Below are 22,617 nucleotides of genomic sequence, written 5' to 3'. Positions count from 1 at the left end.
CGATGTCCTGGCCCCTGCTGTGGGCCGCGGCCGTGGCGGCCCAGCCGCCGCAGACCGTGGCCGCCGACCGCATCGCCGACGCCGCGCGCGCGGCGCTGGTCGAACGCCTGCGGGCGACGCATCCGAACGCAGCGGTCGAGCTGCTGACCCGGGTCGGCGACCAGCGCGTCCCGGCCGGACGATCGAGCCTGCGGGTGCTCGACGTCGCCGGCCCCTGGCCGCGTCCGCGGGTGCCGGTCGGGGTGCAGATGCTGGTCGACGGACGCCCGGTGCGTACGGTCAACGCCTGGTTCGCGATCCGCGCCCCGCGCCAGGTCCCGGTGTATGCCGAGGCTTACTCGGCCGGCACGCCGGCCGAGCAGGTGCGCATGGCGAGCGCGACGGTGGACATGGCCTGCTGCGCCGGCCCGCAGTGGGGCGGTGCGGTTGGCGGCGACGTCGGCCGGCTTTCGCGCCGGGTCGCGGCCGGCGCTCCGGCGATGGCGGCGGACTTCGAGCTCCGGCCCGAAGTGGCGGTGCGCGAACGGGTCGCGATCGAAGTCGTGCACGGCCCGGTGCGCTTGCACAGTTGGGGAACGGCGCTGAAGGACGGCCGTATCGGCGAGACGGTGCCGGTGCGTTCGGACGCGTCGCAGCAAATCGTCGACGCGCGCGTCGTCGCCAAACAGAAGGTGCAGATCGATGGCTGATTTCCTCCGCAGCGCCTGGCTGTGCGCGGCCCTGCTCGCCGCCGGGCCGTTTCCGGCCTGGGCCCAGAGCGAGGCGGGCTCCGCGCGCGAAAGCCTGGTCGACCCCGGCCGCTTCCGCGCCCTGGCCGCGGATCACCGCGCCTACCGCCTCGGCGATGTGGTCACCGTCTACGTGCTGGAGGCTACCAAGGCCAAATCGCAGGCGGCCACCGACGCCAACAGCGACCTGGACATGCGCGCCGGCCTGAGCTCGCCGAGTACCGATTACGACGCGCGGTTCGGCATCGGCGCCGGCAACAGCGGCGGCGCGCAGACCACCCGGGTCGGCGAGCTGCGCACCCAGATCTCGACCCGTGTCACCGAGGTCGAACCGGACGGCTCGATGTGGATCGAAGGCGCGCAAAGCCTGACCGTCAACGGCGAAGAGCAGCACATCCGTTTGCGCGGCCTGGTCCGGCCGGAAGACATCTCGTCCGACAACGTCGTGCTCTCGCACCGCATCGCCAATGCCGACCTGCAACTGGCGGGCGTCGGCGTGGTCAGCGAGTCGCAACGCCAGAGCCTGTTCTATCGCTTGTTCAAATGGTTGAGGCTGATGTGAGCATGCCGATCGTGGTACGCAATGGCGCACGAGCGCTGGCGGGCTGGTGGATCCTGGCGCTGTTGGCGGCCGCGCCGACGGCGGCGTCGGCCGCCGGCGCGCGGATCAAGGACGTCGCCCGGGTGGCCGGCGTGCGCGAGAATCCGCTGACCGGCTACGGCCTGGTGTTCGGCCTGTCCGGCTCGGGCGATTCGCAACGCAATCGCGCCACCCTGCAGTCGGTGGCCAATACCCTGCGCAACTTCGGGGTCAACGTCGGCGAGGCCGAGCTGTCGAGCCGCAACGTCGCGGCGGTGATCGTCACCGCCAAATTGCCGGCCTTCGCCGAGCCCGGGCAGTTGCTCGACGTGCAGGTCGCCTCCGCCGGCGACGCGCGCAGCCTGACCGGCGGGACCTTGATGCTGACGCCCTTGTCGGGCCCCGACGGCAAGCTGTACGCGATCGCCCAGGGCGCGATCTCGGTCGGCGGCTACCAGTTCGAAGGCGTCACCGCATCGCTGCAGAAGAACCACCCCACCGTGGGCTGGATTCCTTCGGGCGCCAGCGTCGAGCAGGCGTCGCCGTTGCGGGTCGCGGGCGACGGGCGTTCGTTGAGCGTGCTGTTGAACGAGCCGGACTTCACCAACGCCAGCCGCATCGCTACCGCCATCGCCGCGGCGCTGCCCGGAGCGACGGCGCAAGCGGAACATGCGGGCAAGGTGGTGGTGGCTTTCGCCGCGCCGCCGGCCAATCTGGTCGCCGAAGTCGCACGGCTGGAAAACCTGTCGGTGGAGCAGCAGCGCAAGGCCAGGGTGGTGGTCAACGAGCGCACCGGCACCGTGGTCGCGGGCGGCGACGTGCGCCTGGGGCGGGTCAGCATTTCGCACGGCGATCTCAAGGTCGAGGTGCGCACCGATTATCTGGTGTCGCAGCCCGAAGGCGTGTTCGTCCGTCCCGGCAACAGCATCGGCTCGGTGGTGGTGCCGCGCACGCAGATCCGCGCCGAGGAAGGGCCGGCGCCGTTGGTCAGCGTCGCCGAGGGCGCCACCGTGGCCGACCTGGTCGGGTCGCTGCGCGCGATCCGCCTCGGCACGCGCGACGTGATCGCGGTACTGCAGTCGGTCAAGGCCGCAGGGGCGTTGGACGGCGAACTGGTGATCCAGTGACGCATCGACCCGGCCCAGCGGGCAAGCAGGCAGAAAAGGGGAAAGCATGAGCAGCGATATCACCGTCGACGCCGTCCGTTTGGCGCTCGGCATCAACGAAACCCAGGCGCGCCTGGCCAGCCGCAACATCGCCGGCGCGAACAGCCCCGGCGCCAGCGCATTGCGCGCCGACTTCGCCCAACTGCAATCGCTGCTCGGCGAGGTCGCGCAGGGCGCAGGCCCGGACCTGGCCGAGCGCGTGCGTGCGGCCGCCGCGTCCGGCCCTCAGGCCGCGCAAGTGACCGCGTCCGGTCCGATCCAGCTCGACGAGCAGGTCGCCGACATCGTCGGCGCCAGCGTCAACTATCAATCCCTGAGCGAGGCGCTCGGTCGGCATTTCGGCCTGCTGCGCCTGTCGATCGCGGGCAGGAGCTGAGCATGGCCGTCGACGGAATTCTCGATGCGGCGCGGGCCGGCCTGGCCTTCGAGCGACTGCGCATGGACGCGGCCAGCCGCAACATCGCCGGGGCGAACGTGGCCCTCGCCCAGGGCCAGGACGCGATGCGCTACAACGCCGGCGGATCCGCCTTCGCCGATCTGGTCGGGGCGCCATCCGGACTGTCGCGGCAGCCGGCGGGCGTGCGCGAGGTTCACGATCCCGGCCATCCGCTGGCCGATGCCGCCGGCATGGTGCGCTATCCGCGCACCGACATGGTGGTGGAAATGACCACCCTGATGACCGCCAGCCGCGGCTACGAGGCCAACGTGCGTTCGTTCAACCTGTTGCGCGGCATGATCCTGCGCGCGCTCGAGATTGGGGCCAAGTGATGACGATTCCGGCGATACCCGCGCTCGCTGCAGCGCCTTCGATCGCGCTGGCCGAACCCGGCGCTGCGGCCGGCGTCCTGCCCGGCTCCGCCCTGGCTTCCGGTCAGGCCAGCGGCCGGGCCGATTTCCTGGATGCGCTGGGAGCGGGACTGACCCGCGCCGATCACAGCCTGCAGGCCGCGGACGCGCAACTGCGCGCCCTCTCGGCCGGGCAGGACGTGCCGATCCACGAGGTGATGATCTCGATGGAGCGCGCCCGCCTCGATCTGATGCTGGTGGTCGAGGTGCGCAACCGCCTGATCGAGAGCTATCAGGAAATGATGCGCATGCAGCTGTGACCGGTTGCGTTCCCGACACCGTCGTATTCGAAGAACTACTCCGATGAAACCTTTGGATTTCCTCGCATCGCTTTCCGCCGGCGCGCGCGCCGGACTGCTGGTCGGGGCGCTGCTGCTCGCCGGGCTCACCGGCCTGGCGTTCTGGTGGCTGCTGACTCCGCGCCAGCAGCTGTTGTTCGGCGGGCTGCGCGAAAACGACGCGGCCGAGATCGTGCAGTCGCTGAACGAGTGGAAGGTGCCGCACCGCATCGTCGAGGGCGGGGGCGGCATCACCGTGCCCGAAGATCTGGTCTATCAGACCCGCATGCGCCTGGTCTCGGCAGGCGTGCCGCGCGGCGGCCATGTCGGCTTCGAGCTGTTCGACGATTCGGACTTCGGCGTCACCGAGTTCGCTCAGCGGGTCAACTACCAGCGCGCCTTGCAGGGCGAGATCGAACGCACGATCGCCGCGATGCCCGGGGTGCAGACCGCCCGGGTGCACCTGACCATCCGCCGCCCGGGCCTGTTCGTCGGCCAGAAGGAAACCTCCAAGGCCTCGGTCGCGCTGACCCTGCGTCCTGGCGAGGCGCTGAGCCGGCAGCAGTTGCGCGGCGTGCGCAGCCTGGTCGCGGCCGCGGTGGAAGGTCTGTCGAGCCAGGACGTGTCGGTGCTCGATTCCGATGGCGCCTTGTTGGCCGGCGGCGACGGCGACGAGGCGGCCGGGTTGGAGGGGCGCCACGAGGAGGAGAGCAAGATCGAAGAACGGATCCGCGCGCGGGTGGTCGAATTGCTCGGCCAGGTCCTGACCAGCGAAGAGTTCCGGGTTTCGGTCGATGCGAGCCTCAACTTCGACGCGGTGCGCGAAGTCAGCGAACGGCCCCTGGGCCAGGGCGACGACGGCAACGGCCTGCTGTTGCGGCGCCGGGTCAACAGCGCCGGCAGCAACGGCGCCGAAGGCCGCACCCAGAACAACGAAGAATCCGAATTCCTGCACGGCACGGCGCGCGAAGAGGTCTCGCGCGCGCCGGGCCGGGTCGAGCGCCTGTCAGTGGCGGTGATCCTGCCGCCCGACCTGGACGAGCAGGAGGTCGCGCGGATCCACTCGCTGGTCGCAGCGGCAGCCGGCATCGACCTCGATCGCGGCGACCGTCTGGAAGTGTCGCGGCTGGCGCGCGGCGGCGCCTGGCGCGCGGCGGCGATGCCCAGGCCCTCGTCAACGCCTGCCGCCGCGGCTGGCGACGAGCCTTCCGCGGCCGCGGCCATTCCCGTCGCGGCGACGAGCCGGGCCGCGGGCAAGCAATGGTGGCTATGGGGCGTGGTGGCGCTGATCGGCGTACTGATCGGGGTCATCGTCGCGATGGCGGCCCAGCGCGGCCCGCGCAAGCTCAAGCCCGACGAGCGCGAAGCCGTGCTGGCCAAGCTGCGCGGCTGGCTGGCCGAGGGCGGTACGCCGACATGAGCACTTCGGGCGAGCGCAAGAGCGCATTGCTGCTGATGTCGCTGCATCCGGCCGATCGGCGCCATCTGTTGGCAAGACTGCCGGCGCAGACCGCACGGCGCCTGCGCGGCCTCATCGACGAATTGAACCGCGCCCGCCTGCCGGCGGCCGAACTGGCCGAAGCCGCCTTGGCCGACGAGGTGCGCGGCCTGACCGCCAGTACCTCGCTGACCGTGGAGCAATTGCTGCAGTTGGCGTCGGTCCTGCCGCCGGCCTGGTTCGCGCGCGTGCTGGCGGCCTGGAACGGCGTCGACCCCGGTTTCTGCCTGGCCTTGCTCGACGAGCGCCGGGCCGGTGCGGTGCGCGAGGAGCTGAAGCGTCTGCAGCGTCTGCCTGCGCGCCTGCTCGAAGCCCTGCGCGAAGAGTCCGCCGCGCTGGCCGAACGCCGCGACGAGGCCGCGTGATGGAACGGGTCAAGCCCACCCAGGCGCAGATCGTCGGGCTGGCGGCGGCGTTGGCGCGCCGCGACGCGCCGTCGGCGCCCATCGCCGCGCCGGCGCCGGAGCAAACCGCGGAAGTCCAGGCACAGGCTTTGCAGCGCGAGCGCGAGCGCGTCCTGGCGCAGGCCCGGCGCGACGGCCATGCCGAGGGGCTGGCGCACGCGGAGGAAGAATTGGCGGCGGCGCGCCTGCGCATCCGCGACGAGATCGAGCAGTCTTGCGCCGACCGAATCGAGCAACTGGAACTGGCCCGAGACGGTCTGCGCCAGCTGTCGGCCCAGATCGGCCAGCGTTACGCCGAACACGAAGCCGAACTGCGTTCGGCGGCGGTCGAGATCGCCTATGCCGCAGTGCTGCGCGTGCTGGGCGACGATCCGGACGCGGCCAGGCGCGGATTGACCGCACGGATCTGCGAGCAGTTGTTGGCCGAACATCGGCACCGGCCGGCGGTGCTGCGGGTCGGGCCGGAAGACCTGGCCGCGGTGGCCGAGGGGCTGGCCGGCAACGAGGAACTGCGCGTGGTCGCCGATTCGTCCCTGCGCCCGGGCGAATGCCGGCTGGAGACCCGCAAGGGCAGCTACGACACGCGCCTGGAAGACCGGCTGGAAACGCTCAAGCGGACCTTCCTGGCCGCCTTGCGCGCGGAGGACGAACGGTGAAGGCCTTCGCCGCGCGGCTGCGCAACGAGATCCAGGCGGCGCCGATGAGCCGCCGCCTCGGCCGCATCGTGTCGTTCAACGGCCTGGTGGTCGAAGGCGAGGGGCCCGATGCGCGTCTGGGCGAGCTGTGCGAGATCGACGGCGCCGCGGGCGAGGCGGCGGTCGTCGCCGAAGTGGTCGGTTTCCGCGACGAACGCGTGCTGTTGATGCCCTACGGCCATGTCGGCGCCATCTCCACCGAAAGCCGGATCCGCGCCAGCGGACGCCCGGTGACCCTGCCGGTCGGCGACTCTCTGCTCGGCCGGGTGGTTGATGCGCTGGGCCGGCCGCTGGACGGCCTCGGCGAGATCGCCGCGACCGCGCACTATCCGTTGTATCGCGAGCCGATCAATCCCTTGCGCCGCGCGCCGATCGAGACGGTGCTGGAAACCGGCGTGCGCGCGATCGATGCGCTGCTGACTCTCGGCGCCGGCCAGCGCATCGGCGTGTTCGCCGGCAGCGGCGTCGGCAAGAGCACGCTGTTGGGCATGTTGGCCCGGCAGGTGCGGGCCGACGTAACCGTGGTCGGCCTGATCGGCGAGCGCGGACGCGAGGTCGGCGAGTTCCTGACCCATTCGTTGGGCGAGCAGGGGCTGAAGAAGGCCGTGGTGGTCGCGGCGACCTCGGACCAGTCCGCCCTGGTCCGGGTGCATGCCACCCATGCCGCGCACGCGATCGCCGAATACTTTCGCGACCAGGGCCGCTCGGTGCTGCTGATCGTCGATTCGATGACCCGTTTCGCCATGGCGCAGCGCGAAATCGGCTTGGCGATCGGCGAGCCGCCGACCTTCCGCGGCTATACCCCGTCTGTGTTCAGCCAGTTGCCGCGCTTGCTGGAACGCTGCGGCCGCTTGCGCGACGCCGGTTCGATCACCGGCATCTATAGCGTGCTGGTCGAAGGCGACGACACCAATGAGCCGGTCACCGACCACATGCGCGCCATCCTCGACGGCCACGTGATGCTGACCCGCGAACTCGCCGCCCGCGGCCATCACCCGGCGATCGATGTGCTGCACAGCGTGAGCCGCCTGATCGGCCAGATCGCGGGCAAGGACGAGAATGCGCTGGTCGCGGAGGTCCGGCGCCAGTTGGCCAGCTATGAGGCCTCGCGCGACCTGATCGAATTGGGCGCGCATCAGCGCGGCGCCAATCCGGCCCTGGACCGGGCGGTCGAGCTGAAGCCGGCGATCGACAAAGTGTTGCGCCAGGCCGCGGACGAGGCCAGTTCGCGCGCCGACGCCCTGGCCCGGATGGCGGCGGCGGTGGGCGCGGCCGGCAGCGGCGGGTTGGGGAGGAGCGCATGAGTGGCAAGAGCCTGGAGGCGGTGGCGACCCTGTTGCGCTGGCGCGAGTTCCACGAAGGGCGCGCGCAAGACGCGCTGCGCCGCCGTGCCGCCGAGACCCTGCGCGCGGAACAGCGCTGCGGGCAGGCGCAGGCTCATGTGCAGGAGATTCACGGCGCGCAGGACGCCTTGCTGGCCGCCGGCGAACTCGACCTGGAGCGCTTGCGCGCGCTCGCCGCGATCGAGCAGACGGCCTGGACCCGGCTGCAGGACGCGCAAGCCGCGCAACGCGCGGCCGAGCGTTCGCAGGATGCGGCTCGCCAGGCGCACATCGCCGCCCGGGCCGACACCCGGGTCGCGCAATCGCGGTTGGACCGCCTGGCCGCGCAAGAGCGCGACCGTGCCGAGAAGCGCCAGTTCGACCTGATGGCCGACTTGTTCAACCAGACCCGGGGGCTGCGTTCGTGATCACCACCTTGCCCAGCGGCATCGCGCCGATGCTCGGCCAGAAGGCCACCGGCGCCAGCAGCGCGCGCAACGACTTCAACCAATGGCTGCGCAGCGCGCCGCCGCCCGCGCAAGCCAGCGCCGAGCCGGGCGAAGCCGCGGCCGATGCGTTGCCGGTCGCGCCGGCCGAGCTGGCGGCCGGGTCCGGTCCCGGAACGGCATTGGAGTTGCACCTGGCGACGGCGGACGGCGCCGAACAGTTGATCTCGATTCCCTGGGGACTGCTGGCCAGCGGCCGCCTGTCGCTGCAGCTGCGCCGCGGCGGCGAAGCGACATCCGCGGCTCCGGCATCTCTGCAGGGCGTGCTGCAGACGCTGCCGCCGCCGGTTCCGCCGTACCCCGGCGCAACCCCGGCGTTCGTCGCCGTGCAGGCGCCGTCGCTGGTTGCGCCGAGGCCGGATGCGCTGGTGGCCGGTTCGTCGCGCGAGGCCCTGCGGATCGAGGCCGGCGGCGAGGCGTCCGCGGCCGGGTCCGCGGCATCGGCCGCGACCGTGCCGGTCTGGTTGAGCCGCTTGCTGCGCTGGGTCGAGCGCGACGGCTCTCCGGCGGCGGTCTGGGTGCGCGACTACGCCCTGGACGCGGACGGCGCGCAGCGCCTGGCGGCATTGGTCCGGGAACTGGCCGAAGAACACGGCATGCGGCTGGATCGCATCGTCGTCAACGCAAACGAAATCTGGAGCGCCGCCGGCGGCGCCAGCAAGGAGCAATACTGATGGCCATCGACGCAATCGGCAGCGTGCCGACCCCGCAGGACGCCTCGGCGATCACCCGCAAGAACTCGATCAGCCAGGACGATTTCATCAAGTTGTTCCTCGCCCAGCTGCAGTTCCAGGACCCGCTGGAGCCGGTCGACAACCGCGAGTTCCTGGCCCAGCTGGCCCAGTTCTCGGCGCTGGAGCAATCGCGCCAGACCAGCGAGAACCTGGCCTCGATGCTGACCATGAACGCTGCCGACCAGGCCGTGGGGCTGATCGGCAAGACCGTCGACGCGCAGGTGCAGGGCAACACCCTCACCGGCACGGTGATCGCGGTCGAGTTCACTTCGGCCGGGCCCAAGCTCAGCGTGCGCAACGGCAGCGGACCGGTGCAGACCGGTATCGCCCTGTCCCAGGTCAGTCTGGTCAAGAGCAACCAGTAATCGGAGCCCGCCATGTTCCAAGCCTTGTTCAACTCGCTGTCCGGCTTGTTCAGCTTCTCGCGGAGTCTGGATACCGTCAGCAACAACGTATCCAACATGAACACGCCGGGGTTCCGCGGCAGCGATTCATTCTTCGCCAACCTCGACGGCGGCTACGGCACCGGCATCGCCGGCGAGGGCCTGCGCCCGCAACCCGGCGACCTGCGCCAGACCGGCACGCCGACCGACATGGCGATCGAGGGCGAAGGTTATTTCGTACTGCGCGACCGCTCCGGCGAGCTGCACTACACTCGCGCCGGCCAGTTCCGCTTCAACGACAGCGGCGTGCTGATCGACACCGTAAGCGGCTTCGAGGTGATGTCGGTCGGTGCGGACGGCAACCTGGCGCCGATCGACATCACCGCCTACCGTACCCTGGAGGCGACGCCGACCACGCGGGTGAAAGTGCGCGGCAACCTGACCTCGCGCACGGTCACCAGCACTTCGCCGGCCACGCCGATCACCGCCAATATGACGGTATTCGATACCCAAGGCGTAGGCCGCACCCTGACGGTGAGCTTCCTGCAGGAGAACAACCTCGGCGATTACGCGCTGACGATCAAGGACGAGTCTTCGTTCACCGTCTACTCGGGTAAGGTGCGCTTCGTCGGCTCGCAGACCGTGCTGCCCAACAGCGTCAGCTTCGACCTCAGCTTCGCCGGCAACAGCCAGCAGATCACCCTGGATTTCGGCACGACCAATTCGGGCCTGACCGCGCAGCCGGCGGGCGAGCCGCTCAAGCTGACCGTCGAGGACGGCCACGGCCTGCTCGGCATCAGCAGCATGTCCTTCGACGACAAGGGCATCCTGCGGCTGAACTACTCCAGCACCGAGTCCAAGGAAGGGCCGCGCGTCGCCCTGGCCATCTTTCCCAACGAAGGCGATCTGCGCCTGGCCGGCAACCGGCTGCTCGACAACGGCAGCATCCGCGACGTCGAGCACGGCCGCGCCGCGCAGGGCCGGTTCGGGCGGATCAGCGGCGGCAGCCTGGAGCTGTCCAACATCGATCTGACCCGCGAGTTCGCCGACATGATCATCATCCAGCGCGGCTACCAGGCCAGTTCGCGGGTGATGACGGTCAGCAACGAAATGATCGAGCAGCTGTACAACAGCACGAGGGGCGGCTGATGGCCGTATTGCCCTTGCGCTGGCAGAGCCGCAGCCGCCTGGAGCGGGTGCGCGCCGAGGTCGAAGGCCGTTGCGAAAGCTGGCTCGGCGAATGGTCGGCGGGGGCGCGCGATCGCAGCGTTCAGGTCGCCGATGCCGCCGACGAGGGCGCGTGCGCGTCCGCCTCAGAGCAGTGGCAGGAACTGCGCGCCGGCGATGCCTGCCTGCGCCTGCGGCTGCCGGCCAATGCCTTCGCCGAATGGGGCCGGCGGCTGCTCGATACCCGCGAACACGAGGCGGCCGGGTTGGCCGAACGCATCGGCCGGCGCGCGTTTGCGGCCCTGGCGCAGGGCTTGCTCGGCGTGCAGGGTCAGATGCCGGTCGCGATCGAGCGCCCCGCATCGGCCGAACTGGCGTCGCGGCACGGCGTGGCGGCGCTGCAGGCGCTGGTCGCGGGCGTCCGGATCGGCCTGTACTTCGATGCTCGCGCCTGCGACCGGTTGGCTCCGCTGCCGGCGCCGGCGGCGGTCGCATTGATTCCGCGCAGCGCCGCGATCGGCGCCGGCGAGATCGCCCTGGTCGCGACCCTGGACCTCGGGTACAGCCCGCTGGAACAGGCCCTGAGCCTGCGTCCGGGCGAGATCATCAAGACCGGGTTGCGCTTGGACGCGCCCGTGCGATTGCGCACCCCCAGCGGCGAGCCAGTGCTCGACGCCACTCTGATCCAGCGCGACGGCGCACGCGCGTTGCGCGTCGTCGCGCCGTTCCGGCAACAGACTTGAGGAAGCAGTACTCATGAGCACTAACGTCGCGATGGAACTTCCGCGCAACGCCGCCGCCGGTACCGCGGCTGGCTCCGCCCAGGACATCAGCCTGATCGGCCATGTCCAGGTCGCGCTGACCGCGCAGATCGGCACGGTGACGATGTCGGTCGAACGTCTGTTCGGGCTCAAGCCCGGCGACGTGGTCGGCCTGAGCGAGGCGCTGGACGCGCCGGTCACGCTGCTGCTCAACGGCAAGGCGGTGGCGCGGGCCGAACTGCTCGCGGTCGACGACCACTACGGCATCCGCATCCTGGAACTGGCGTGACCGAGTCCGTTTCGCTCGCCGCGGGCGGTGCGGGCCCGTCGGGCTCGTCGGCTGGCGCGATGCAGGCAAGCGCGACGCAGACGAGCGCGTCGACGCCGCCGATCCGTTACCGGTCGGAGTCGGGCACGCTGGCCGACCAAGCCACCGGCGTGCTGCTGGTGCTGGCGCTGCTGTTGGCGGCAGCGCTGGCCTTGGCGCTGGTGGCCAAGCGCAAGGGCTGGTTGGATCGCTGGGTCGCCCGCTCCGGCGCCGGCGTCGTCGGCAGCGGCGGCGCCGCGTTGCGGGTCGAACAGACGCTTCGGCTCAGCCCGAGGACGGTCCTGTATCGGGTCGGCGACGGGCAAGACCGCTATCTGGTGATCGAATCGACCGTGCACGCGCAACTCGCGCCGCTCGCGCCCGACCAGGCGTCGGGCCGGGAGGCGACTGCGCCGGAGGGCGGGAACGATGGCTGAGTTCCGCTTCCGCGCGACGGCCGCACCGATCCGCCTGGCCGGACTGGCGGCGCTGGCGACGGTGTTGGCTTGCGCCGCAGCCCCGGCGATGGCGGCGGAGCCGGCGCAGTTGATCGACGGCGTGCTCAAGCAGGACTACTCGCCTGCGATCCGCAACCTAGTCGCCTTGTCGATGCTGTCGCTGGTGCCGGTGATGCTGGTGGCGATGACTTCGTTCACCCGTATCGTGATCGTGCTGTCGGTGCTGCGGCATGCGCTGGGCCTGCCGCAGACGCCGCCCAATGCGGTCATCGTCACCCTGGCGGTATGCCTGACCTATTTCTCGATGGCGCCGGTCGCCGACCGGGTCAACGACGAGGCGTTGCGGCCGTATCTGGCGCAACAGATCGGCGGCGGCGAGGCCTTGGCCAAGGGGTTGGTGCCGATGCGCGAATTCATGGTCGGCCAGACTCGCGAGTCGGATCTGCGCGCGGTCATGGAAATGGCCAAGCAGCCGCCGCCGCAGCGCATCGAGGACATCCGGTTCCGCCATCTGTTGCCGGCGTTCCTGCTCAGCGAGCTGAAGACGGCGTTCCAGATCGCGTTCGTGATCTTCCTGCCGTTCCTGCTGATCGACCTGGTGGTGGGCGCGGTGCTGATGGCCCTGGGCATGATCATGGTGCCGCCGGCGACGGTCAGTTTGCCGCTGAAGATATTGCTGTTCGTGCTGATCGACGGTTGGGTGCTCATCTCGCGCGCGTTGCTTGGAAGCTATTGGTCCTAACGCAATGGCGAGCGAGGCGGCCGAAGCGGAGCTGTGGCAGCGTTTTCGCGAGCGTACCGACGAGGACGCGCGCGACCGCCTGGTGCTGCTGCACATGCCCTGGGCGGCGGCGATCGCGCGTAACGTGCATCGGCGCGTGCCGGCCTATGCGGTGGACCGCGACGATTTCGTCCAGAACGCGACCATCGGCCTGATCGAAGCGATCTCGCGTTTCGAGCCGCAGCGCGGCGTCGCCTTCCGCAGCTTCGCCACCCCGCGCATCCGCGGGGCGGTGTTCAACGGCCTGCGCGCGATCATCGGCGAGCGCCCGACCGCCGCCGCCGACCGGCAGCAGGCGCGCCTGGAAGCCCTGCGCGAGGGCGGCGCAGGCGCCGCGTTCGAACAGGTCATCAATGCGGTGGTCGGCCTCGGCCTGGGCTATATGCTCGACGATGCCGCGCAGACCCTCGGCGACGGTTGCGGCGGCGCGGGTTCGGCCTACGAGTACGCCCGGCTCGGCCAAGCCCGGGCGCGACTGTTGAAAGCGGTCGATGCGTTGCCGCCGCGGCTTCGGCTGATCGTCAAGGCGCACTATTTCCAGCATGTGCCCTTCATCGATCTGGCCCAGCGCTTCGGCCTCAGCAAGGGGCGGGTGTCTCAACTGCACCACGAGGCGCTGAGCCGTCTGCGTGGGCTGATGGGGGAGCACTGACCCGCGCCGACCGGTGCGACCGGGCGCGTGCCCTGTCGCACCTTTCGGTATTTGTGAACGTCGACAACAAATGGCCGTCCGATCGCACTAAACCCAGCGGTCGCCGCCCGGGCTAGACAAACAGGACCGGCCTGGGATGGGCCGGTCGTCTATCCAAAGGGGTTAGCGATGGCGGCGGTGATTTCGGGTAACGGTCTGGGGCTGTTCAACGGTTCGTTCAGTCAGCTCGGCCAGGGATTGGGCAGCGGGCGCCTGGGCCAGGGCCGCGACAGCCAGTACGTCAACATCGCCAACGGCAACTTGCTCCTGCGCAGCCAGGACGAGTCGCTGGTGTTCCGCGGCCTGTCGCTGAGCCAGGTGCGTACCTACAACAGCCAAGGCCAGCTGTCCCAGGTCGGCGGCGACGCATGGAACATCAGCGACGAAGAACTCGTGCGTCTGGAACAGGACTACGCTCCGGCGTTGAGCGGCACGCCGGATTTGACTGCGCGCGTGGATCCGGGAGTGACTGTGATCGGCCAGCGGCCGTTGGCGAGCCCCGAGCAACGGCTGGCCGTCGATCAATTCATGCGCCAGATGCAGGCCGATTACGAGAGAGTTCGGCCGCTCGGCGTGGATGAAAAAATCCATCTTGATATTCCCGAAGTGACTCAGGAGCAACTTGATCACTATCGTAAGACCGGCTTTACGCGCTTGCCGGGCTACTACCCCGTGGATCCTACGATTGAAGCCAAGCGCGAACTCAACCAACGTGCGATCGAAGCGGCCGCCAACAATCCGTTTGCCGCCATGGCCGGTCTGCTGACCTATGCGCTAGGCGGAAGCGACGAAGATGCGCAACGGGCGATGATCAAGAACGATGACTTCACTAGCCCGATTTTGGATGCTCACCCTGGGCTTTCAAAGCCGGGCTGCATCGTGCGGGAGCACAGGGCACTGGCATCCAGGTCGAGGCGCGGGCGAGGCGTCTCGAAGGGCGAGATGGAACAGATGGAGGAAATGAATCGGATCCTGCGACTGGCGGAAAGCAGTAGGGACGAGGCCGAGTCCGTACGTCTCAAGCGCAGTCCTATCCAAGATCTGGATCCGAGAGTCGGAGTGCCGTGGAGGGTGGACGTCGGCTCTGCTGGGCCCGTCGTCGAACACGACGTCTTCGGGAATGAGATCTTTTACAGGGCGATGCCGGAGTCACATTACAAGAGGATACTTGAGGGCGACTTGGCACTCGTAGGAACGGGTGAGACTTCGCTGTCTCCCATCGAGAGCTATGCGAATAAGTACGACGGCGTACTTGTTCGCATAACCGTGCGCCCTGGAACTTCCGACGCCTTGAGAGCTATTGCTGTGGCCGGTAACGAAGCTACGGTGGGCCGGATCCCGGGGCTAGAAGTGCGCGACGGCAATTGGGGGATGACCCATGCTAGATTGAAGCTTGAGAAGTCGAATATCCCTGCGCTCAACGGTGGCAATGGCGTGATTACAATCCAACTCGGTGCAGAGGGCGGACGAGCTCTCAATCTATTCAATGATAATGTGCTCAAGATTGAGCGTATTAGGGAAGGCCTGGTTGGCCATGACAGATTCTGAGGCGGCCATGAAGGTTGTTTATGCACTCTCGCAAGATCTGAGAGACAACCCAAAAAGGGTGGAAAGGGTCCGGGCCACCACTCTTGATGAATCTAAGCCCTATCTCGGCCTCAAGGGGGCGGCAGGGCTGTTTGCCAGTAAAGAATGGTGGCAGGCTATTGTCGATGGCGATCTCGAAGTCGTTTTTTTCTCGGGGGTGATTCGAAGGATGTTTATTCCCGGAATGCCGGGAGACGACATTACTGAGCCGGATTTCGAGTGCATTTCGGATGACGGTGAGGTTCACATTTCGAGCCGGTATGCGAATGACCCAAAAGATCTGGAGCTATTCCAGATCGGCAAGCGGGTGAAAATGGCATACGTCTTGGATGAGCTCAAAGCGCCGCGCCCGGACGGCTCGCCCGACTATGCGGACATTCTGCTCGAGCTGTCGATCGAAGAGTGATGCGTAGGCAACTGATGTGCCGGGGCTCAGGCCTTTCCGCATTTTCAGGTGCCTGTAGAAGGGGGCTTCCGATGTTCTACGCGGATCTATGCTCGCTTGAGTTGGATGCCCGAAAGTGCTGAATGTTGATCTGCGCCGAAGTGCTCCCCCGTTTTTTCAAGGCGGCTTCGTCGCACGCCCAACTGGGAGCGGGAAGTCCTCACTTCACCCGATGCTTCCCCAGCTTTCGGGCCAAGGTCCTTCGATGCATCCCCAGCCTCCTCGCGGTCTCGGAGATGTTGAAGTCGGTCTCCGCCAGCACCTCGTGGATGCGTTCCCATTCCAGGGTCTTGATCGAGGTCTGGCGTTCGGTCAGTTCGACCGAGGCGTCGCCTTCGGCGCGGGTGAAGGCGGCTTCGATGTCGTCGGTATTGGACGGCTTGGCCAGGTAGTGCAGGGCGCCGAGCTTGATCGCTTCGACCGCGGTGGCGATGCTGGCGTAGCCCGTCAGCACCACGATTAGCATGTCCGGGTCGTGGGCGTGCAGGGCCTGCACGCAGGCCAGGCCGGAGTCGCCGCCGGCGAGCTTGAGGTCGACCACGGCGTAGCCGGGCGAGTGCTCGCGCAGCAGTTCGCCGACCTCGGCCAGGTTGGCGGCGTGGTGCACGAGGTAGCCGCGGCGTTCGAACGAGCGGCTCAGGGTGCGGGCGAAGGCGGCGTCGTCTTCGACGATCAGCAGCCGGCGCGGGGCGGCGTCCTCACTCATCGGCGGGGGCCTCGTTGAGGGTCAGGGAGGACAGCGGCAGGCTGACCGTGACCACCGCGCCGCTGGGCTCGCGGTTGCGCGCGGCGATGCTGCCGCCGAGCTGGCGGGCGACGTTCAAGGACAGGAACAGGCCCATGCCGCGGCCGGGCCGGCCCTTGCTGGACTGATACGGCTTGCCGAACTGGCTGAGCATGGCCGGGGCGAAGCCGGGGCCGGCGTCGCTGACCCGCAGCACCAGCCGGTCCTCGTCGCGCCAGGCTTCCAGGCCGACCCAGTCGGGCGAGGCTTCCAGGGCGTTGTCGAGGATGTTGCCGATCATCTGCTTGAGGCCCGAGTCGGAGACGATGGCGACGTCGGCGCCGAACTCGTTGGCGTAGTCGAAGCCGCGCACCGGGCGGGTGCTGCGCCATTCGGCGACCAGGTCGTCGAGGAACTCGCCGACCGTGGTCTCCACCGGCGCGTCGCCGCGCGCTTCGCCGGCCGAGAGCAGGATGCCGGTGACGATCGACTTGCAGCGCTGCAGCTGGGTCTGCATCTCGTCGAGCTCCTGCAGCAGTTCGGGCTGCTCGGTGAACGGCTTCATCCGCCGCCAGTCGCCGAGGATCACCGACAGCGTCGCCAGCGGCGTGCCCAGCTCGTGCGCGGCGCCCGAGGCGAGCAGGCCCATGCGCACGATGTGCTCTTCTTCGGCGGCGCGCTGGCGCAGATCGGCCAGGTGCTGGTCGCGGGCGCGCAGGATCCGGCCGATGCGGGTGATGAACACCACCAGCAAGGTGGCGTTGAGAGCGAAGCACAGCAGCAGCCCCTGCACGTAGGGATCGGCGAGGCCGCGGGTCGGGTCGGCCGGGATCACCACCGGGCCGGAGAAGGTGGTCAGGGCGACGAAGCAGGCGGTGGTGACCAGGACCATCGCGCAACTGGCCCAGGTGCGCAGCAGCACCGCGGCCAGGGCCACCTGCAGCAGGTACAGGAACACGAACGGATTGGCCGCGCCGCCGCTGAGGTAGAGCTGGGCGGTCAGGGTCATCACGTCGATCAGCAGAGCCAGGAACAGGGCGCCGTTGGTGACCTTCTCGCGATGCCGCCAGCGCAGCGTGCTGACCAGGTTGAACGCCGCCAGGCAGGTCAGCACGATCGCCATCGGCGCCAGCGGCAGCTGGATGCGGAAGCCGAAATGGACGAAGACGATGGTCGCGACCTGGCCGATCACCGCGATCCAGCGCAACTGGATCAGCTGGTGCATGTTGCGCACCCCGGCGCTGGCGCGCAGGGCCGGCGACAGCAACGGCGCAGGCGACCCGGAAGGGGGCGGCGATGCAGGCCGGGCGTCGGTCGCGCGGGGTGGCGAAGTGTCCTGCATCGGCGGGCCTCAACGAACCTCATCGGTCGGCGGCGGTACGGCACGGCGCCGCCGGCGTTGCTCCACGGCCACGCGCCAGGCCGCGCCGGCGACCATCAGCGCCAGCCCGAACCAGGTCAGCGCGTAGACCAGGTGACTGTTGGGAAACTTTATCACCGTCAGTCCGCCGACCGGCTCCCGCGCAGGATCGGCGCCGGGCGCGCGGTCGGCGTCGACGAAGTACGGCGCCACCGCTTCGCCGGCGAGGCCGCGGGCTGCCGCTATCGCGGCGACGTCGCGCGAGTGCCAGCGTTCCTGCGCCGGTTCGTTCTTGCGCAGGAAGCCGCCGCCGGGCTCGCTGAGCCGCAGCAGGCCGGTCACTTCGCCGGCGGGCGGGGGCGGCGGCGCCTTGCGCTCGCGGACGAAGCCGCGGTTGACCAGCACGATCTCGCCGGCGTCGGTGCGCAAGGGGCTGAGCAGCCAATAGCCGGGACCGAGCTCGGTGACCGCCTGGGTGTAGGTGTCGTGGCCGGTGAGATAACGGCCGCTCAGGCGCACGTGGCGGTACTCGTCGCGGGCCGCGCTCACGCTGGCCCAATCGGCCCGCGCCGGCGGCGCCCCGGGCGGCGCGTGCACGCGCGCTTCGACCCGCTCGATCAGGTCGAGCTTCCAGGCGCGGCGCTGGACCTGCCAGCTGCCGAGCGCGATCAGGCCCGCGAACAGGGCCGCGAACAGCAGGTACAGCGCGACCAGCGCGAAAACGCCGCGCGGCCGCCGGGCCGGGGTCGCCGTCATGGGTGCCACCTCGCGAACAACGGGTACGAAGCCGCGACTGCGTCGGGGCTCATCCTAACATCACGGGCCTTCCCGGGCCCTGAAAACGCGATGCCCGGAGCGGTGCGTCCGCCCGGGCATCGCGTCGTTCCAAAGCGGCGAAGAGCCATTGCATCCCAGCTCTTCTACGCGGTTTCACCGCCTCAAGGCATGGCCCGCATATCGTGCGGCACCGGCATCATGTTGACGTTGAGGTGATGCATGACCCACAACGAGCCGGCCAGCATGATCACCACCAGCACCAAGGTGAAGATCAGCGCGAGCATGTTCCAGCCGCCCTCCGACTTCGTGTTCATGTGCAGGAAATAGATCATGTGCACGACGATCTGCACGACCGCGAGGGCCAGGATCACGAAGGCGGTGGTGCCCGAGCTCGGGATCACCTTGGCCATGACCAGCCAGAACGGGATCGCGGTCAGGACCACCGACAGCAGGAAGCCGATCGCGTAGCCCTTGACGGTGCCGTGGTAATCGTCGCCGTCGTGGTGGCCGTGGCCGTGGCCGTGATCGTCATGGCCGTCATGGCCGTGATGATCGTGGCCGTTGTCGTGGTGTTGATTGGCGACCGGGTGGCTCACGGCAGCGCTCCCATCAGGTAAACGAAGGTGAAGACGCCGATCCAGACGACGTCGAGGAAGTGCCAGAACATCGACAGGCACAGCAGGCGGCGCCGGTTCTCCGGGATCAGCCCGTGCTTGCCCAACTGGACCATCAGCACCACCAGCCAGATCACGCCGAAGGTGACGTGCAGGCCGTGGGTGGCGACCAGGGCGAAGAACGAGGACAGGAACGCGCTGCGCTGCGGGCCGGCGCCCTCGTGGATCAGGTGGGCGAACTCGTACAGCTCCAGGCCTAGGAAGGCCAGGCCGAACAGGCCGGTGATCGCGAGCCAGCCCTGCACCGCGGCCAGCTTGCGCTTGGTCATTGCGATCATCGCGAAGCCGTAGGTGATCGACGACAGCAACAGCATCGCGGTGTTGATCGCGACCAGTTGCAGGTCGAACAGGTCGGCGCCGGACGGGCCGGCCGCGTAGCTGCGGCCGAGCACGCCGTAGACGGCGAACAGCACCGCGAACACCAGGCAGTCGCTCATCAGGTACAGCCAGAACCCGAGCAGGGTGCCGTTGGGAGGATGGTGCTTGCCCTTCAGGTCGAAGAAGACCGGGCGCCCGTCGGCGGTTTGGGTGGCGATGGCGTCAGACATGGGCGGCGGCCAGTTGTTGCGTGCGCTGGTTCTCCGTGGCGGTGACTTGCTCCGCCGGGATGTAGTAGTCGCGCTTGTAGTTGAAGGTGTGGACGATGGCGGCGATCAGCATGGCGACGAAGGAGACGCCGGCGACCAGCCACATCTGCCAGATCAGGGCGAACGCGCACAGCGTGCTCAGGCCGGCGATGACCACGCCCGCGGCGGTGTTCTTGGGCATGTGGATCGACAGGAAGCCCGAGGTCGGACGCTGGTAACCGCGCTGCTTCATGTCGTGCCAGGCGTCGTTGTCGTGCACCACCGGGGTGAAGGCGAAGTTGTAGTCCGGCGGCGGCGAGGAGGTCGACCATTCCAGGGTGCGGCCCTGCCACGGATCGCCGGTTTCGTCGCGCAGCGCCTTGCGGTTGCGGATCGAGACCGCGACCTGGATCAGGAAGCTGAGGATGCCCAGGGCGATCAGGGCCGCGCCGAAGGCGGCGATCACGAACCAGATCTGCAGCGAGGAGTCCTCGAAATGGCTGACCCGGCGGGTCACGCCCATCAGGCCGAGCACGTACAGCGGCATGAAGGCGAAGAAGAAGCCGATCTGCCAGAACCAGAACGAGCACTTGCCCCAGAACGGATCGAGCTTGAAGCCGAAGGCCTTGGGCCACCAGAAGTTGATGCCGGCGAACAGGCCGAACAACACGCCGCCGATGATCACGTTATGGAAGTGGGCGATCAGGAACAGGCTGTTGTGCAGGACGAAGTCGGCCGGGGGCACCGCCAGCAGCACGCCGGTCATGCCGCCGATGACGAAGGTGACCATGAAGCCCATCGTCCACAGCATCGGCACTTCGAACCGGATCCGGCCGCGGTACATGGTGAACAGCCAGTTGAAGATCTTCGCGCCCGTCGGGATCGAGATGATCATCGTGGTGATGCCGAAGAACGAGTTGACGCTGGCGCCCGAGCCCATGGTGAAGAAGTGGTGCAGCCACACCAGGTAGGACAGGATGGTGATCACCACCGTCGCGTAGACCATCGAGGCGTAGCCGAACAGGCGCTTGCCGCTGTAGGTCGAGACGACTTCGGAGAAGATGCCGAAGCAGGGCAGGATCAGGATGTAGACCTCCGGGTGGCCCCAGATCCAGATCAGGTTCACGTACATCATGGGGTTGCCGCCCAGATCGTTCGTGAAGAAGTTGGTGCCCGCATAGCGATCCAGCGACAGCAGCACCAGCACCGCGGTCAGCACCGGGAACGCGGCCACGATCAGCACGTTGGTGCACAGCGAGGTCCAGGTGAACACCGGCATCTTCATCATGCTCATGCCCGGCGCGCGCATCTTGACGATGGTCGCGATCAGGTTGATGCCCGATAGCAATGTACCGACGCCTGCGATCTGCAGCGCCCATATGTAGTAGTCGACGCCGACCCCTGGACTGTAGGCGATGCCCGACAGCGGCGGATAGGCCAGCCAGCCGGTGGTGGCGAACTCGCCGACGAACAGCGAGACCATCACCAGCGCCGCGCCGCAGGCGGTCATCCAGAAGCTGAAGTTGTTGAGGAACGGGAAGGCCACGTCGCGCGCGCCGATCTGCAGCGGCACCACGTAGTTCATGAAGCCGGTGACCAGCGGCATCGCCACGAAGAAGATCATGATCACGCCGTGGGCGGTGAAGATCTGGTCGTAGTGGTGCGGCGGCAGGTAGCCGGCGTTGTCGCCGAACGCCATCGCCTGATGCAGGCGCATCATGATCGCGTCGGCGAAACCGCGCATGAGCATGACCAGCCCCAGCACGATGTACATGATGCCGATCTTCTTGTGATCGATGCTGGTGAACCACTCGTTCCAGAGATAGCCCCAGAGCTTGTAGCGGGTGAGCAGGGCGACCACGCCGATGCCGCCCAGCGCGACCATGGCGAAGGTCGCGATCAGGATCGGTTCGTGCAGCGGGATCGACTCCCAGCTGAGCCGGCCGAAGATCAGGTGGGCGGGGTGGGGTTGTTCTGTCATCTTGACTCCGAAGGTCCGCTGCCGGACCTGGCGCCCGCGGGCGCGCTGGCTAAACGAATGCGGTGGCTGAGCGGCGGCTGCGCAGCTTAGGGCGCGAGGGTGGCGACGCCCCAGTTCGGGGTCGCGGCGTTGGGCGAGGTGAGGCACATCGCCGAAGCCACGTACGGGCCGCCGCGCAGATCGCCGATGCGGCGCTGGGCGAGCGCGTCGGTGCTCAGGCCGAGCCCGCCGGCGGCGTCGATCGCCATCATCTCGTCCATGCACATCCGGCTGGAATCGACGCAGCGGTTGAGGATCGCCTGGTACAGGCCCGGCGCGACCGCGCCGTAGCGGCGTACCGGTTCCTTCTCGCTGGGCTTTTCCAGCTCCAGGTAGCCGGCGCGCTCCAGGGTCGTGCCGCTGGCGCGGTTCTTCGCCACCCAGGCGTCGAAGCCGGCCTGGTCCAGGCCGTGGAAGCGGAAACGCATATGCGAGAAGCCGGCGCCGCTGTAGTTGGCGGAGAAACCCTCGAAGTCGCCGGGCTTGTTGATCACCGCGTGCAACTGGGTCTGCATGCCCGGCATGGCGTAGATCTGGCCGGCCAGGGCGGGAATGTAGAAGGAGTTCATCACCGTCGAGGCGGTGATCTTGAACTGGATCGGCCGGTCGACCGGCGCGGCCACTTCGTTGATCGTGGCGATGTTCTGTTCCGGGTACAGGAACAGCCACTTCCAGTCCATCGCCACCACTTCGATCACCAGCGGCTTGACGTCGGCGGCGACCGGCTGGCCGGGCTTGATCCGGTCGAGCGGACGGTAGGGATCCAGGGTGTGGGTGCTGACCCAGGTGATCGCGCCGAGGACGATGATGATCAGCAGCGGCGCCGACCAGATCACCAGCTCGAGCTGGGTGGAGTGGTCCCAATCCGGCTTGTAGGTGGCCTTGGTGTTCGAGGCGCGGTAGCGCCAGGCGAAGAACAGCGTCAGCGCGATCACCGGCACGATGATCAGCAGCATCAGCACGGTCGAGATCACGATCAGGTTGCCTTGCTGCTGGGCGATGTCGCCCGACGGGTTCAGCACCACGGTGTTGCAGCCGGCCAGCGCCAGCGCGGCGCCGGCGACGAGCAAGGGTCGGAACAGAGTCTTGAGAGCGTTCATTAATCTGACGCGTAGGCACGAGCGGGGCCGCGACGGCCGCGGCGATGGGCGCGATCCTA

At 68.4% G+C, this 22,617-nt stretch carries 28 protein-coding genes; 21 read left to right on the top strand and 7 right to left on the bottom strand.

The window, feature by feature from the left end; genetic code table 11:
* Nucleotides 1–2: 2 nt before the first annotated feature.
* From AC3A57_RS04420 to AC3A57_RS04320, 21 genes are all read left to right on the top strand, one after another.
* Nucleotides 3–689, top strand: a complete 687-nt coding sequence (locus AC3A57_RS04420; RefSeq protein WP_487577784.1) for a flagella basal body P-ring formation protein FlgA — start codon at nucleotides 3–5, stop codon at nucleotides 687–689.
* On the top strand, nucleotides 682–1,290 hold the full coding sequence (locus AC3A57_RS04415) for a flagellar basal body L-ring protein FlgH (protein WP_487577783.1): 609 nt from the start codon (nucleotides 682–684) through the stop codon (nucleotides 1,288–1,290). Before AC3A57_RS04420 ends, AC3A57_RS04415 begins: the two co-directional genes overlap by 8 nt.
* A 2-nt stretch (nucleotides 1,291–1,292) precedes the next feature.
* Nucleotides 1,293–2,435, top strand: coding sequence for a flagellar basal body P-ring protein FlgI (locus AC3A57_RS04410; RefSeq protein WP_487577782.1), 1,143 nt, complete (start codon nucleotides 1,293–1,295; stop codon nucleotides 2,433–2,435).
* Nucleotides 2,436–2,481: 46 nt separating this feature from the next.
* Complete coding sequence (locus AC3A57_RS04405; RefSeq protein ID WP_487577781.1) at nucleotides 2,482–2,850, top strand: hypothetical protein; 369 nt, start codon at nucleotides 2,482–2,484, stop codon at nucleotides 2,848–2,850.
* A 2-nt stretch (nucleotides 2,851–2,852) separates the two neighbouring features.
* Nucleotides 2,853–3,242, top strand: a complete 390-nt coding sequence (locus AC3A57_RS04400) for a flagellar basal body rod protein FlgC (RefSeq protein ID WP_487577780.1) — start codon at nucleotides 2,853–2,855, stop codon at nucleotides 3,240–3,242.
* Entirely contained in the window at nucleotides 3,242–3,580 is a 339-nt protein-coding gene (fliE, locus tag AC3A57_RS04395) for a flagellar hook-basal body complex protein FliE (protein ID WP_487578394.1), read from the top strand. Before AC3A57_RS04400 ends, fliE begins: the two co-directional genes overlap by 1 nt.
* Nucleotides 3,581–3,623: 43 nt before the next feature.
* Nucleotides 3,624–5,018 (top strand): flagellar basal-body MS-ring/collar protein FliF, encoded by a 1,395-nt coding sequence (fliF, locus tag AC3A57_RS04390; RefSeq protein WP_487577779.1) that lies wholly within the window; start codon nucleotides 3,624–3,626, stop codon nucleotides 5,016–5,018.
* On the top strand, nucleotides 5,015–5,461 hold the full coding sequence (locus AC3A57_RS04385; protein WP_487577778.1) for a hypothetical protein: 447 nt from the start codon (nucleotides 5,015–5,017) through the stop codon (nucleotides 5,459–5,461). The genes fliF and AC3A57_RS04385 overlap by 4 nt, the downstream gene beginning before the upstream one ends.
* On the top strand, nucleotides 5,461–6,156 hold the full coding sequence (locus tag AC3A57_RS04380) for a FliH/SctL family protein (RefSeq protein WP_487577777.1): 696 nt from the start codon (nucleotides 5,461–5,463) through the stop codon (nucleotides 6,154–6,156). Before AC3A57_RS04385 ends, AC3A57_RS04380 begins: the two co-directional genes overlap by 1 nt.
* On the top strand, nucleotides 6,153–7,499 hold the full coding sequence (locus tag AC3A57_RS04375) for a FliI/YscN family ATPase (protein WP_487577776.1): 1,347 nt from the start codon (nucleotides 6,153–6,155) through the stop codon (nucleotides 7,497–7,499). The genes AC3A57_RS04380 and AC3A57_RS04375 overlap by 4 nt, the downstream gene beginning before the upstream one ends.
* Nucleotides 7,496–7,945: a hypothetical protein gene (locus tag AC3A57_RS04370; protein ID WP_487577775.1), complete on the top strand. Its 450-nt coding sequence runs from the start codon at nucleotides 7,496–7,498 to the stop codon at nucleotides 7,943–7,945. The genes AC3A57_RS04375 and AC3A57_RS04370 overlap by 4 nt, the downstream gene beginning before the upstream one ends.
* Nucleotides 7,942–8,697 carry a hypothetical protein gene (locus AC3A57_RS04365; protein WP_487577774.1) on the top strand — a complete coding sequence of 252 codons (756 nt, stop codon included), beginning with the start codon at nucleotides 7,942–7,944 and terminating at the stop codon, nucleotides 8,695–8,697. Before AC3A57_RS04370 ends, AC3A57_RS04365 begins: the two co-directional genes overlap by 4 nt.
* Entirely contained in the window at nucleotides 8,697–9,122 is a 426-nt protein-coding gene (locus AC3A57_RS04360; protein ID WP_487577773.1) for a flagellar hook assembly protein FlgD, read from the top strand. Before AC3A57_RS04365 ends, AC3A57_RS04360 begins: the two co-directional genes overlap by 1 nt.
* 12 nt (nucleotides 9,123–9,134) lie before the next feature.
* Nucleotides 9,135–10,289 carry a flagellar hook-basal body complex protein gene (locus AC3A57_RS04355; protein WP_487577772.1) on the top strand — a complete coding sequence of 385 codons (1,155 nt, stop codon included), beginning with the start codon at nucleotides 9,135–9,137 and terminating at the stop codon, nucleotides 10,287–10,289.
* Nucleotides 10,289–11,050: a hypothetical protein gene (locus AC3A57_RS04350; protein ID WP_487577771.1), complete on the top strand. Its 762-nt coding sequence runs from the start codon at nucleotides 10,289–10,291 to the stop codon at nucleotides 11,048–11,050. Before AC3A57_RS04355 ends, AC3A57_RS04350 begins: the two co-directional genes overlap by 1 nt.
* 13 nt (nucleotides 11,051–11,063) lie before the next feature.
* A complete protein-coding gene (locus tag AC3A57_RS04345) occupies nucleotides 11,064–11,357 on the top strand; it encodes a FliM/FliN family flagellar motor switch protein (RefSeq protein WP_487577770.1) in 294 nt (97 codons plus the stop codon).
* Entirely contained in the window at nucleotides 11,354–11,812 is a 459-nt protein-coding gene (locus tag AC3A57_RS04340; RefSeq protein ID WP_487577769.1) for a hypothetical protein, read from the top strand. Before AC3A57_RS04345 ends, AC3A57_RS04340 begins: the two co-directional genes overlap by 4 nt.
* Nucleotides 11,805–12,575: a flagellar type III secretion system pore protein FliP gene (gene fliP, locus AC3A57_RS04335; RefSeq protein ID WP_487577768.1), complete on the top strand. Its 771-nt coding sequence runs from the start codon at nucleotides 11,805–11,807 to the stop codon at nucleotides 12,573–12,575. The genes AC3A57_RS04340 and fliP overlap by 8 nt, the downstream gene beginning before the upstream one ends.
* Before the next feature lie 4 nt (nucleotides 12,576–12,579).
* On the top strand, nucleotides 12,580–13,266 hold the full coding sequence (locus tag AC3A57_RS04330) for a sigma-70 family RNA polymerase sigma factor (RefSeq protein ID WP_487577767.1): 687 nt from the start codon (nucleotides 12,580–12,582) through the stop codon (nucleotides 13,264–13,266).
* 168 nt (nucleotides 13,267–13,434) lie between these two features.
* A complete protein-coding gene (locus tag AC3A57_RS04325; RefSeq protein ID WP_487577766.1) occupies nucleotides 13,435–14,853 on the top strand; it encodes a hypothetical protein in 1,419 nt (472 codons plus the stop codon).
* 7 nt (nucleotides 14,854–14,860) lie between these two features.
* Nucleotides 14,861–15,298 (top strand): hypothetical protein, encoded by a 438-nt coding sequence (locus AC3A57_RS04320; protein ID WP_487577765.1) that lies wholly within the window; start codon nucleotides 14,861–14,863, stop codon nucleotides 15,296–15,298.
* A gap of 199 nt (nucleotides 15,299–15,497) precedes the next feature.
* On the opposite strand, the gene AC3A57_RS04315 is transcribed toward AC3A57_RS04320, so the two are convergent.
* From AC3A57_RS04315 to cyoA, 7 genes are all read right to left on the bottom strand, one after another.
* The gene (locus AC3A57_RS04315; RefSeq protein WP_487577764.1) at nucleotides 15,498–16,043 is read right to left on the bottom strand and encodes a response regulator transcription factor; all 546 of its coding nucleotides are present in this window, start codon (nucleotides 16,041–16,043) and stop codon (nucleotides 15,498–15,500) included.
* Nucleotides 16,036–17,328: an ATP-binding protein gene (locus tag AC3A57_RS04310; RefSeq protein WP_487577763.1), complete on the bottom strand. Its 1,293-nt coding sequence runs from the start codon at nucleotides 17,326–17,328 to the stop codon at nucleotides 16,036–16,038. Before AC3A57_RS04310 ends, AC3A57_RS04315 begins: the two co-directional genes overlap by 8 nt.
* A gap of 84 nt (nucleotides 17,329–17,412) precedes the next feature.
* The gene (locus tag AC3A57_RS04305) at nucleotides 17,413–18,177 is read right to left on the bottom strand and encodes an SURF1 family protein (RefSeq protein WP_487577762.1); all 765 of its coding nucleotides are present in this window, start codon (nucleotides 18,175–18,177) and stop codon (nucleotides 17,413–17,415) included.
* A 182-nt stretch (nucleotides 18,178–18,359) separates the two neighbouring features.
* Nucleotides 18,360–18,794: a cytochrome o ubiquinol oxidase subunit IV gene (cyoD, locus tag AC3A57_RS04300; RefSeq protein WP_487577761.1), complete on the bottom strand. Its 435-nt coding sequence runs from the start codon at nucleotides 18,792–18,794 to the stop codon at nucleotides 18,360–18,362.
* On the bottom strand, nucleotides 18,791–19,420 hold the full coding sequence (gene cyoC, locus AC3A57_RS04295) for a cytochrome o ubiquinol oxidase subunit III (RefSeq protein WP_487577760.1): 630 nt from the start codon (nucleotides 19,418–19,420) through the stop codon (nucleotides 18,791–18,793). Before cyoC ends, cyoD begins: the two co-directional genes overlap by 4 nt.
* Nucleotides 19,413–21,389: a cytochrome o ubiquinol oxidase subunit I gene (gene cyoB, locus AC3A57_RS04290; RefSeq protein WP_221673678.1), complete on the bottom strand. Its 1,977-nt coding sequence runs from the start codon at nucleotides 21,387–21,389 to the stop codon at nucleotides 19,413–19,415. Before cyoB ends, cyoC begins: the two co-directional genes overlap by 8 nt.
* 116 nt (nucleotides 21,390–21,505) lie before the next feature.
* On the bottom strand, nucleotides 21,506–22,558 hold the full coding sequence (gene cyoA / locus AC3A57_RS04285) for a ubiquinol oxidase subunit II (RefSeq protein WP_221672681.1): 1,053 nt from the start codon (nucleotides 22,556–22,558) through the stop codon (nucleotides 21,506–21,508).
* Between the last annotated feature and the right edge of the window lie 59 nt (nucleotides 22,559–22,617).

This window comes from Lysobacter sp. Soil_C_15 (assembly GCF_057657315.1).
The sequence above is the reverse complement of the archived record's forward strand: the minus strand, read 5'-3'. Positions and strand labels throughout refer to the sequence as shown.